Source organism: Nostoc sp., from assembly GCF_036918245.1.
Lineage (GTDB): Bacteria > Cyanobacteriota > Cyanobacteriia > Cyanobacteriales > Nostocaceae > Nostoc.
Genome location: NZ_JBALEF010000022.1, coordinates 34,689 through 46,994, shown reverse-complemented (window position 1 = coordinate 46,994; position 12,306 = coordinate 34,689). Strand labels below are relative to the sequence as shown.

Annotated in this window: 12 protein-coding genes; 4 read left to right on the top strand and 8 right to left on the bottom strand. The window is 39.7% G+C overall.

What is annotated here, in order from left to right:
• Positions 1-330 precede the first annotated feature (330 nt).
• The 3 genes from V7L12_RS05080 (at position 331) to V7L12_RS05070 (ending at position 2,497) form a co-directional block, all read left to right on the top strand.
• On the top strand, positions 331-708 hold the full coding sequence (locus V7L12_RS05080; protein ID WP_099099288.1) for a hypothetical protein: 378 nt from the start codon (positions 331-333) through the stop codon (positions 706-708).
• A 295-nt stretch (positions 709-1,003) separates the two neighbouring features.
• Positions 1,004-1,513 (top strand): hypothetical protein, encoded by a 510-nt coding sequence (locus V7L12_RS05075; protein WP_334825155.1) that lies wholly within the window; start codon positions 1,004-1,006, stop codon positions 1,511-1,513.
• Positions 1,514-1,717: 204 nt separating this feature from the next.
• Complete coding sequence (locus V7L12_RS05070; protein ID WP_335082680.1) at positions 1,718-2,497, top strand: photosystem II S4 domain protein; 780 nt, start codon at positions 1,718-1,720, stop codon at positions 2,495-2,497.
• Between the two features lie 154 nt (positions 2,498-2,651).
• Here the strand turns inward: V7L12_RS05070 and V7L12_RS05065 are convergent, their stop codons facing one another.
• The 8 genes from V7L12_RS05065 to V7L12_RS05030 form a co-directional block, all read right to left on the bottom strand.
• Entirely contained in the window at positions 2,652-3,428 is a 777-nt protein-coding gene (locus tag V7L12_RS05065) for an SDR family NAD(P)-dependent oxidoreductase (protein ID WP_335082679.1), read from the bottom strand.
• A gap of 281 nt (positions 3,429-3,709) precedes the next feature.
• Positions 3,710-4,267, bottom strand: a complete 558-nt coding sequence (locus V7L12_RS05060; RefSeq protein ID WP_335082677.1) for a hypothetical protein — start codon at positions 4,265-4,267, stop codon at positions 3,710-3,712.
• A gap of 637 nt (positions 4,268-4,904) precedes the next feature.
• The gene (locus tag V7L12_RS05055; RefSeq protein WP_335082676.1) at positions 4,905-5,510 is read right to left on the bottom strand and encodes an exopolysaccharide biosynthesis protein; all 606 of its coding nucleotides are present in this window, start codon (positions 5,508-5,510) and stop codon (positions 4,905-4,907) included.
• 124 nt (positions 5,511-5,634) lie between these two features.
• Positions 5,635-6,519 (bottom strand): lipid kinase, encoded by an 885-nt coding sequence (locus V7L12_RS05050; RefSeq protein WP_335082674.1) that lies wholly within the window; start codon positions 6,517-6,519, stop codon positions 5,635-5,637.
• Between the two features lie 719 nt (positions 6,520-7,238).
• Entirely contained in the window at positions 7,239-7,415 is a 177-nt protein-coding gene (locus V7L12_RS05045; RefSeq protein WP_335082672.1) for a hypothetical protein, read from the bottom strand.
• Between the two features lie 49 nt (positions 7,416-7,464).
• Positions 7,465-7,881 carry an alternative ribosome rescue aminoacyl-tRNA hydrolase ArfB gene (gene arfB, locus V7L12_RS05040; protein WP_335082670.1) on the bottom strand — a complete coding sequence of 139 codons (417 nt, stop codon included), beginning with the start codon at positions 7,879-7,881 and terminating at the stop codon, positions 7,465-7,467.
• A gap of 47 nt (positions 7,882-7,928) precedes the next feature.
• A complete protein-coding gene (locus V7L12_RS05035; RefSeq protein ID WP_322638696.1) occupies positions 7,929-8,183 on the bottom strand; it encodes an RNA-binding S4 domain-containing protein in 255 nt (84 codons plus the stop codon).
• A 62-nt stretch (positions 8,184-8,245) separates the two neighbouring features.
• A complete protein-coding gene (locus V7L12_RS05030) occupies positions 8,246-8,527 on the bottom strand; it encodes a hypothetical protein (protein WP_335082668.1) in 282 nt (93 codons plus the stop codon).
• Between the two features lie 332 nt (positions 8,528-8,859).
• Here V7L12_RS05030 and dpdE point away from each other — a divergent pair, with 332 nt between their 5' ends.
• On the top strand, positions 8,860-12,168 hold the full coding sequence (gene dpdE / locus V7L12_RS05025; protein ID WP_335082666.1) for a protein DpdE: 3,309 nt from the start codon (positions 8,860-8,862) through the stop codon (positions 12,166-12,168).
• Positions 12,169-12,306: the final 138 nt, after the last annotated feature.

Here is a 12,306-nt window from a genome sequence, read left to right as displayed (position 1 = left end):
TAAAAGCCTCATTTATCCAGTGTATTTACTGGATAAATGAGGCTTTTTAGTCCAAAAGGCAGTATTGTAAATTGTGATTTTTTAGAAATCCTTTAGCGATCGCTAAAAGATAAGAGTCTATCGATAATAGACTACTATTCTAGGCTGAGAATTTTACTCCCCTTCTTCCAGTAACAAAAGTTTTTCCGCTCCTCTTAAAAGAGGGTTAGGGAAAGGTAGTAGTGAAGGAGTTGTTTTTGTGAGGTCTGTATTGGACTTAACAGAGAAGCGCTATAGTCAAATTTGGACTAACATAACTGAGTGTTCGATCGCTTGCCTTGTCAAAGACTCATGACTAAAGTAACATCTCAAGAAATTGCACAGTTTCGCTCTCAATTGGCAGACGATCCTAGCGATATGGAAGCGCTGGATTTAATTGAAGACTGTGATGGAGATTTGGAAGATGCAGCGATGACGCTAGCTATCCGAGCAGGACAACAACCAGAAAGAGCAAATTCCGAGTGGTTAGATGCCTTGGCGAGAAAATGGCGTGTGGTCATTTGCGAACAAGAATATCGAGAAGATTTACTTAATACTTCTCTTCAGAAGATGATGGAACATCTCAAAACAACGCCAACATTTCCTAAGATTTTGGCAACGCCAGTTTTGCTATATGTCCTCAAGCAAGGCGTAAACAATTTTTGTGAGCCACTAGATTTGCTAAAATGATCGGCCTGCATTTTAATCGTGAGATTAAAATCGCGGCTACCCGAACATAGACGCAAAGCGGCTTCAAAACCCTTAATTTGACCTTAGTCCGCGCAGACAGAGTACCCTCTGGGAAAACTTTCACTGCGTTTGTGTAGTCCTTCTAGTGCTTTGGTGCAAGATGTGAGCCTCCTAACTCCGATGTAAGTCTTGGAGTAATTCAGGTATGTGACTTCTAGTCATGCGAGGTTCAATCGACCAGGACTGATACGCTGTTAATTAAGGCAAAACTTCTATTAGACAAATTGTAAAATCAATGAATTACCTTGTTGCCGTATTACCAGACCGGATTCAAGCCGAAGCTGCTTACTTAGCTTTAGAAAAAGAAGGCATTAACAGCACTATTTTGGGGAGGGGGTATAAAACGGCTGATGAGTTTGGCTTAATTGACCCCAAAGAGCAGGCTAAAAAGCAAGCAAAACAGATGGCAACCTGGCTGATACCATTTGGCTTTTTTGCAGGTTTTACATTCAGCCTCATTACTGGTTTAGATACTTTTGCCTGGGCAGGTGAAGTTGGCAATCACATTGTTGGCGGACTGCTGGGTGCTGCTAGTGGTGCGATGGGTGGTGTGTTTGTCGGTGGCGGAGTCGGTTTACTTATAGGTGGTGGTGATGCTTTACCTTATCGCAACCGCTTAGATGCAGGTAAATATTTAGTCGCCGTTCAAGGTTCTGAAACTCTTACTCGCCAAGCAACCAAAATATTACGTCAGTTTGATCCAGAAAATATCCAAGGTTATGCCGACACAAATACTGTGTATTGAATAAATCATAGTTTACACATCATGAGACAGCGGCTTGAGTTACTTTCCTGTTCTTTGGAGATGGCATAAGCCGCTGTGATCGCAAACAAATCCCAAGTATAAAGGCTAACTAATCTCACGGGAACTGTAGAAATGGGAATTAAAGCTAGAATCAAGATAGTTATAGCAGATTAATTCTCAATTGATAACTCATAATTTTTAAGAATGTTGCCACGAGAAGAACTTTTAAAAGGTGTTGAAAATCGAGATAGTGTAGCTCGTGTAATCGATCAAGCAGAGCAAGCGATCAAAACTTGGGAAGTGGTTTTGACAGATTTTCTATCTCCCCCAGAATTGGCAGAAATTCAACGGGTGTTTAACCGATTAACAGAAGTGCAATTGGTGGCGTGGGGTGGATATCCGCAAGCTGAACGCCAAAGAGTAGCGATCGCTCGTTCAGAACTTCCGTTAGATCAATCTCAAGTCAGCCTTGTAGGCGTGGAAATTGCTGGTAATTTCCTGTTTGATACCGCCTCTCACCGCGACTTTTTAGGCGCAATGTTGGGGACGGGAATTGTTCGTGAAAAAACGGGAGATGTGATTGTCTTAGGAGAACGAGGGGCGCAGGCGATTGTTGCACCAGAGTTGGTGGAATTTTTGTCAATGAGTCTGAAACAGGTGCGATCGGTTCCTGTGAAAACTCAGCAGATTGAGGTAGCTGAATTAAAGGTTCGGGAACCCAAGAAAAAAGAATTAACGACTGTGGAGGCTTCTTTAAGATTAGATGCGATCGCATCTGCTGGTTTTGGTATGTCCCGCAGCAAAATGGTTGATTTTATCGATGCTGGTGATGTCCGTGTCAATTGGAAGGAAGTTACCCAAGCTAGTTCTCAACTCAAATCAGGCGACTTAATCGCTATTCGCTCTAAAGGGCGTTTAGAAGTTGGGGAAATAGCCGTTACAAAAAAAGAGCGTTACCGAGTTCAATTAACAAGGTATATGTAATAAGTTAAGAGTTAAGAGTTTAAAATTCACCTGTTTATTTAACCTCAAACTCCAAACCCCTAAACTCCAAACTCCCAACTCCTAATTTCTTAACTCTTGTACAGACGCGATTAATCGCGTCTCTACTTCTAACTCCTAAATATATACTTAATACTTAGGCTTTAAAGCGTTTTGCTAACATATTCAGTAAAAGTTTGCGCGGTACAAGCCGAGATAATTTGCTTCTAATTTGAGTGGTACTATCAGAGCTAATAACAGTTGGATAGCCTTTTTCTAAAGCCTCTAAAGATTCCAAAACCACTTTTTCGGAAGAATAGACTTTATCTGCACTGCCTGCCAGCGCTGGAGGAAAATTAGCTTCTGCAAAAAAGTTTGTTTCTATTGGCCCTGGACAAGTAACTAAAATACGCACACCATACTGATGATTTTCTGCCCATAACGCTTCACTAAAGCTGAGAATAAAAGCTTTACTGGCAGCATAAACAGAAAGGTATGGTATTGGTTGAAATGCGGTAATAGAGGATACGTTAATAATACTTCCAGAACGACGTTGCCGCATCAATGGTAGAAATTGGTGGGTTAAATCTACCAATGCCAAAATGTTTAATTGTACGATTTTAACTTGTTTTTCTCCATCCACTTCAGCAAAATCACCATAAGAACCAAAACCAGCATTGTTGATTAATAAGTCAATAGTTAATTCCTTTGCTTTTGTAATCTCAAATACACTAGCAGCTGCATTAGGTTCTGTGAGGTCTTTTACTATAACGTCTACTTGAATGTTGTGTTGTTCTTGTAGTTGTTTAGCTAATTGGCTTAGTTTGTCTTCAGAACGAGCAACGAGTACAAGATTTGTCTTGCGTGCAGCTAGTTCTTGAGCAAAGGCTTTACCAATACCACTAGAGGCACCAGTAATTAAAGCAGTTGGCATTCTACATATTCAGATAGTTTTTAAGCGCTTATAAATCTTAGCTATGCTGACTATAAGTTTTAACTACCCAAAGTGATATATCCAAAAGGGTAAAAGCAGCAGACTCTTGCACAAATGCAAAATTTGTCTATGGTATATTGCTACATCCCTCAACCCCTTTTCCCAAGATTGGGAGAGGGATTTAGTATGAGGGCTTTTGATTCATGTAAGAAGTTTATTAAGTCCAATGTCACAAATAATGATTTTTCTCATGGCGATTCAAATTCATTTTGAATTGCTAATTACCATTTTTCAGACCAATAGATAATTTCTGAGGTGGAACTATTAATAGCGACGCCGTAGCTATCTCCATGATTCCACTTGAAACCAGGTCTACCTTTGTCATCTGTATTTAATACCAATATTTCATAAGTAGCTGGAAAAGATTCTGTAGGAAAGTCACTAGTGTAGAAGAAAGTTGTCGGCACACCATTAGGTTGGTTTATATGGTCGTTTGTGTTACCACCTCTATATTTGTGCTTGGCACTATTTCTGTATTGTGAAAGTAATTTTTCTATCTTTTTTGGTGGCTCTTTTAACCTAATTTGAAAAAAACTACTTCCTTGCAAAACTTTGGGAGAGTAAGCAATACGAACGTCTTTAGCATCAGGGGGAATCTCATTAGGAAAATGTTTTATTTGGTCATTATCAGACCATAGTTGATTACGTATTTCTTTATAGCGTGATGTATCAGTTATGATTTTAGGCTCACTAGTATTGCTAAAAGTTGTTCTCAGAAAAAAGCTTCCCCCGACAATACTAAGACTAGCAAGGGCTAATATAAATTGCGATCGCTTCATCAAGTTGGGTGTGTCTAACTTTCATAGTCATATACCCAACTAATAAACTAAATTCGTACTATTACGGATATTGAATCAGAGATATTAACAGAAACTTTGTGTATTCAGAGTAAAATGGGGATAATTGTAAAATTAATGTGAAGTTGGTCAATGATTACCTAGTCAAATACCGTAGGTGATCCTCATTCAGGCTAGTACTACCGTTGTAGCTAACGAAATCAATTCCACAGCTATCCATTTTTTTTCAATTCTTCCTGATGCAGCAATAACTAAAGCGGATATATAAATAGTAGATGCACCTTAATTAAATCACAGCCTTCAGCTTTTAGTTGAGGGCTTTTTTTTATTGCTGATACTTTTTTATTTGGGAATCAAATAAATTTGCTTAAAAGTCTAATTTTCCCGGATATGGCAATAAATAAAGCGGATTAATAAATGGTAGATGCACCTTAATTAAATTATAGCCCTCAGCTTTTAGTTGAAGGCTTTTTTATTGCTAATACTTTTTTATTCAGGAACAAAATAAATTTGTTCAAAAGTATAATTTTCCCGGATATGGCAATAAATAAAGCGGATTAATAAATGGTAGATGCACCCTAAAAAATTACAGCCTTCAGCTTTTGGCTGAGGGCTTTTATTATTTAAATATCGATGGCAGCAAACTGGGAGCTAACCACACTGCATAACCAATAAATCCAAACAGCAAGGTAATTAGGGCTGTAATACCGTAGCTGATGCAAATTAATAAACCGTCAGATTCGATAGTGGCAACAGTCAAAAGTAAAATACCGATAGTCGGGATAGGATTTGTAAACGGGATTGGTAATATTAGTAATACTGTTAATAAAGAGATACAAAACCCATTAATTCGCCAAACTAAAGGATTATGAGCTATTTTTGCTAATCGGGGACGGGCGATTTTCTGGAAAACTTTGGTAAGCCGTCCCAAGTTTTGCAAAAGTAACTGGGCGAAGGAACGAGGAAATTTGTAGTTAGCGATTCTTTTCGGTAGCCAAGGCGATCGCCTTCCTAAAAGCATTTGCACTGACAACAGTAAACAAGCACCACCAAATGGGCCAGTTAATCCCGGTGGCATAGGAAGTAAAAAAGGCAAAACTAATAATGTAATTACCAAACTAAAGCCCCGTTCTGAGGTTTCTGTCAAAATATCACCTAGAGTCAGAGGTTGTTCAGCTAGGCGTTGCAGCAGGGACTTTATATCTTGAGAAAATCTCAGATGCATTTAGCGTGAGTTGATGCGAGTTTCCACTTTGTGGTAAAAGGAGATGAGGAAGAATAACTTCTAAACTTTGCCAATTTTAGATTTTGAATCTTGGATTGAAGGAAAATCTAAAATTGAATGACTCCTAACTCCTGCTTTCCAGGGGTACTAAAACAGCTATAGCTTTAGGTATAACCCGAAAATGAGCAGGTGTGTAGGTAGTGATTTCACCATCTGTATTGATAGGGCGCGGTTTGCGAGTATGTACCTCTATTTCTTGACCTTGATGGGAGCGTACACTCTGCCAATGTATATGTCGCCCTTGTCGCATTGCGGGTAGTAGTAATATAGCCTGCCACCAGTGTTCAATCTCCAAGCTATAAAGGTCTAGCCTTTGATCGTCTATTGTGGCATCGTCAGCCACTGCCATACCACCACCGTAATAGCGGCCGTTACCGACAGCAATTTGCACTGTTTTGACGCGAATTAATTCACCGTTGATCGCAATCTCTGCTGTAAAAGGTCTGGCTTCCAAAATCACTTGCAATGCAGTGGCAGCATAAGCAAATACTCCCCAACGGCGCTTGACTTCTTTGGTAAGTCGTTGGGTAATTTTTACACTCAATCCCATACTTGCAACGTTAAAAAAGTGCTTATCATTTACACAACCCAAGTCGATGCGGTGTAAATGTCCATCTGCAATAATTTTGCAAGCTTCGTTGAGAGAATTTGGGATTCCCAAAGTTCTCGCTAGATCGTTGGCAGTTCCTAGAGGTAAGATTCCCAAAGGTAACTGAGTCTCAATTAAAGCATCTACTGCGGCATTTAAAGTACCATCTCCTCCGCCAATAATTACCAAGTCAACTTGATGCTTATAGCGAAGTATAACTTCAGCAAGATGTTGGGGATCTTCTGTAGACTCTTCAATTAAATCAAAACCAAGTGTTTTCAGATATTGAATCGCTTGTGACAGACCCTTTTGCCCTTGGCGAGCATGACGATTTACTAACAGCAGTGCGCGGGAACTCATGGGTGGTACCTTTTGTTGTTGATATGTCCAATTATCCGCATCTATGTATTCTGCTTGATGTTGACTATAAAAAAGTGTTTACGCTGTTATCAAAGTTATCAACAATTCATTTTCTTAACATTTATTATATTGTGATTACTAATTTTTAATTTTTCTTTTTTTTTAGTTTATCTCTTCTAGCCCTCAGTGTGTTGAGATTCAGAAAATATAATTATTACTCTCCAGATTAATGAACTTTAGGTATTTTTGTTTATAAAATAGGGAATTGTTCAAATATTATTATGCCAAATACAAGGGATATTTTTCATTAAAATAGATATATATACAGCAAATTGCAACTTCTCTACGAGAGGCTACGCCAAGGTGAGGTACAGATTATTGTAAGGGCACAACAATGTTGTGCCCCTACCTGTGTAAGTCATTTACTTGAAAAACGCTATATATAGCGCTTCTGTGTTGAATCCAATACAGCGCTAGTTCGTTGCTTAACGGGGGGAACTTCTGCAACGGATTGGCTCCTCTACTAGCGTTGAGGAGTAAGATTTAAAGTCTCTTTCCTTTTAGGAAATCGTTATTACAATTGTTTAATTTTTGGTCGAAAAAGTAATTATATCTGTCAACTCCTGGTGTGACAGATTGAAAATTGTCTTTGCTAAAGCGATCGCACCTTGGATGCGGCTTTTTTGGGTAAATCCCTATCTGCATTTGGAATTGTGCTTTTATGACTTATTCGGGTCAGTGTCGCCACTAATAATTGCTTGAAACACGTCACCTAGTAAAAAGAAAAATGCCGAAACTAATACTACAAGCATTAAACTTGCAAGGGCCGCAAAGGGAGAGATGATAAACAAGATTAAAAGCGCAAACATCAAAATCTTTAGTAATGTCTTATTCATCTTTTTTCACATTTAATAATACGTGTGTTTTCTACACATAACAGATGAATCAACAATCTGTCACCTGCCCTCTGTTAGATTTAACCTGTCCGCGCTTACTTTTGTGGTCAAGGCGCTTTCTTTGAGAACTGCGAGTTGGTTTAGTGGGTTTGCGTTTTATCGTCACGACAACTGCGCTTTGAATGAGTTCTTGAAGTCGTTTCAATGCTGACTCGCGGTTGTTCTCTTGGCTTCGGTGTTCCTGAGCTTTAATTACAACTACTCCTTCTTGGTTAATGCGTCGATCGTTGAGCTTTAAAAGCTGTTGTTTATAATAATCGGGTAATGATGAAGCCGCAATATCAAAGCGCAAGTGGATCGCGGTAGAAACCTTATTCACATTTTGACCTCCCGCTCCTTGGGAGCGAATCGCAGTAATTTCAATCTCAGTCTGTGGGATAATAACTTTGTTGGAAATTTGCAGCATTACTCACAAGGAAAAAGAGAAACTTGTAAATTTGGGATAAACTTTCTTTACTCGGTTTGTTCGGTTAAATCTATCATTACATCTGGGTCTTCATTGTTGTTCAAATTTACTTCTAAAGTCTGTCCTTGGATTGTCACTTTATCGCCTGGTACTAGTCGCCGTCCTCGTCGAGTTTCTAGCATACCGTTTACTTGGACATCGCCACCTTGAATCATCAGCTTGGCTTGACCTCCAGTTGGCACTATACCCATCAACTTTAAAAATTGATTTAACTTAATTGTGTTGTCTCTAATTTTCTTCATAGTAAATAAATGTACACAATCTTAATTGTATCGTGGCCTTCTCAAGCCAAAGCGTAAATCTGTTACACTACATAATCAGCTAAGTACAGCATTTCATTAATTCGTAGCAAATTTAATTTGGCAATACCCTGCAATGGCATTGTGTCGGCAAACAATGCCAATGCGTTGGCAAACAATGGCATTGTGTCGGCAAACAATGCCAATGCGTCGGCGAACAATGCCAATGCGTCGGCGAACAATGCCAATGCGTCGGCGAACAATGCCATTGTGTCGGCAAACAATGCCAATGTGTTGGCAAACAATGCTATTGTGTCAGCAAACAATGCTATTGTGTTGGCTGACAATGCCAATGCGCCGCTCTACATTTAATAACGTTACGCTTTACGTAAAACTTTACTGAGAAATGTGAATTTACAGCAGTTTTCATTTAATTGAACCGTATATGTTATGTAAGCACAGCAATGCTGTACCTCTACTGTGTGGTGTATTTACCTGAAAATTGCTAATTTTATTAATTGGCTGTGGTGGAGCGACGCCCAATAGCCCGTCGTAGATATCGCTCTCACAAAAACTGTAATACCAGTTTATTATCTATAATATTGATCGACAAAACTGCCAGATATGGGCTAAAAACTAGTCTGGAAGGTTCTTTTAGTGTGCTCAGGGGACTGGATCTATGATTAAGCTTGGTTTATTGGTACAGTCCCAGAACAACTCTTTGGGTATCGGAAAAGTTACGGAAATATCTGATACCAATGCAAACGTTGAGTATTTCTGCTCTATAGGCCAACGTCTCCAAAAAACTTTACCTTTAAGTTCGCTCTCTCAAATCAAGCTGGAACCCCAAGCTAGATGCTATATTAAGTCCCAAACTCAGGAGAAATGGATAGTTGGCAGAGTTTTTATCTGGGATGAAGATACAGAAATGTATCAAATTGATTTACCAGATAAGAAAAGTGCGATCGCTTCTATTGAAGACATTTACGTTCGTTGTAATCTACCAAATACAGACCCCATCCAAACTCTGGCGATGAAGGGTCACGAAACGCCCTACTTCCATGACAAAAGATTGGCTTTCGTGAAATCCTTGACTCAGCAACGCGCTGTGAGTCGCGGGATGACGGGACTGATTTCGGCAAATATTAATCTTTATCCTCACCAAGTTGAAGTAGTGCGGCGGGTACTGGAAGACCCAATTCAACGCTACTTGTTAGCAGACGAGGTGGGACTGGGAAAAACCATCGAAGCGGGTGCGATTCTCCGTCAATTTCTTCTCGATGAACCGAAAAAAGGTGCGGTGGTGATAGTTCCGCAATATTTGCTCAAACAATGGCGGACTGAGTTAGAAAATAAGTTTTACATCTCCCATTTTGGCAAACGGGTAGCGGTGCTGGCGGTTGAAGATATCCATAAAATCAACCTGAAAGCAAAGATAGGCTGCTTAATTTTAGATGAAGCCCATCACATCGCAGCAATGGCAACCTCTAAGGATGCAACAGTACGCCAGCGTTTTCAGACTTGCAAAGAACTGGCTCATAAAAGCGATCGCTTACTTTTATTATCTGCCACTCCTGTTCTCAATCACGAGCAGGATTTTCTGGCCATGTTGCACTTACTCGACCCAACAACCTATAAACTTGGCGATTTAGCAGGTTTCCGCACCAAAGTTGAAAGTCGTCAGCAAATTGGTAAACTTCTGCTTTCTTTTAAAGAAGGTGCAGAACCTCTTGTTCTCAAAAGCAACTTGCAGCAATTGCGAAACTTGTTTGCAGAGGATAAGTATTTACTGAAGCTGGCGGATGATTTAGAAAATTTACAAGCAAATTCTACCAAGCAAGAGCAAATCGTCCAAGCGATTCGCGTCCATGTCAGCGATATCTATCGACTACACCGGCGAATGCTTCGCAACCGTCGCGCTGCGGTGGAAGACGTGATATTTGACCGCAACTTTACGCCAAAAGAAGAGTATGATTTAGACGAGCGATCGCTTGATATCCACGAACTCCTGAATCAATGGCGGAGTGTTGCTCCTGCTCAAAAGCAATATCAGCGAGTTTTTCTGCTGTTATTTCTCGCTGCTGGTACTTGGTTAGGCATTTTAGAACAAGTAATTACGGCGCGTTTAACTGCGAAACCTCATCCTAAACTCATCCAGGAATTTAAAGAAGATGATGTTCGCCTATTAACTACAACCCCCAAATTCTCAGGGGAAGAAGAGATTCTCCAATCCTTACTAAAAATTGTTCGTCAACCTCAAGAGGACGGACAACGGACGGAAAATTTGAAAACAGTGTTGCTGAATCAGCTAGGTACTTATTTCAAAATTCCCGCAAACGTTCGGAAGAATCAAAAGGAATTCATCACCAGAATACAGCAGAGAATTCAAAGACCAATTACTGGCGATATTCTGCCCAAATTTATTGTATTTACCAGTTTTGTGCAAACTTGTGGCGAAATTGTCCGATATTTATCTGATACCTTTGGTGCAGAGACAATAGCTAGCCATCAATTTGGAGAATCACCAGATAAAGTTGAGGAAGGCTTAAATAGGTTCAAGAATAACCCAAACTGCTTTATTTTAGTATGCGATCGCTCTGGAGAAGAAGGACGTAACCTCCAGTTTGCCGATTGGTTAATTCATTTTGACCTTCCTTGGTCGCCTAATCAATTAGAACAGAGAATTGGCAGACTTGACCGCATTGGTAGCAAAATTGGTATCCAATCTAGTGCCTTGATTGGCCCCTACTTGGAAGATAGCCCTCACAATGCTTGGTATAAAGTATTAAAAGATGGGTTTGGTATTTTCCAGCAATCAATTGCCAGTCTCCAGTTTTATGTCGATGAAAAACTTGCAGAATTAGAAACAGTTTTGTTTAAATCAGGTGCGGCTGGATTGTTAGAGATGGTTTCACCAATTCAAGAGCAAATTGAAGCGGAAATAGCCAAAATTAGCGAACAAAATGCTCTAGATGAAATTGATGCAAACGATGAAATTGCTACCGAGTATTTTCAAGACTTAGATAATTACGATGCTCGTCATCTAGAAATTAGGCGAGCAATTGAAGGCTGGATTTGTGACGCGCTGGGATTCAGAGGACTCAATAACCCCGATTCATCAGAGATGCGACGTTATCAACCGACAACGCGAACCTTGGTTCCGATAAATGAGTTACAAAACCGTTTTGCTGAGAGTTCCCTAGACCAATTTGGTACTTATAATCGCAGGGTGGCAAACCAGAATGCTGGTGTTAAACTCTTTCGAGTTGGCGAAGGATTTGTCGAAGCCCTCTTGAACTATATCAACTGGGATGATCGAGGTGAAGCCTTTGCTCTATGGCGCACTGATGCATCTTGGGACGCGAAAGAAGGGAAGGAATGGTTCGGTTTCCAGTGCAATTATGTAGTCGAGGCAAATTTAAGAATTGCCAAACAAGTTTTACTCGATAACAAACTAGATAATTCTCAATTCAAAAACTTGCAGCGACGTGTTGATGCTCTATTTCCACCAATTATAGAAACTATCTATGTTGATGGTCGCAAGGAGCCAATCCGGGCTGTTGAGGATAAAGCTCTTTTAAGTATTCTGCAACGTCCATATAAAGATAAAAACAATAATCAAGGACGAGATTACAATCTAGCAAAAGAGCGCTTAGGAATTATTGACGATTTTGTTGATCCTAGTAAATGGCAAAATTTTTGCTATGAAATGCGTAACACTTCTTCAGAATTACTTTCCAATCGTCCCGATTTTATTGATTTATGTCAAAATTGTGCTAAAGTCGCCGAAAAGAAATTAGCCAATAGAGTAGAACAATTAGGTCTACGTTTAAATCAGCAAAGTTGGGATAATACATTAGCTGAAGAATTGAAGATAGAAACTGCTTTAAATGCAGCCATTCTAGAGGGAATTCGCCAGCCGCTTCTGAGGCTTGATTCTGTGGGTTTTATTGTGGTATCGGGGCGATCGCTTGTGCAATTTGAGTGATATTGTGTGCGATTAAATAGCTTTGGTAATCCTAATTGAGAGCTTGAGATCCCCGACTTTTTAAAGAAGTCGGGGATATTTTTGTTCTGGTGTTACTGATGAAATTGCTATAAAAACATATACAGCAGTTCTCAAGTA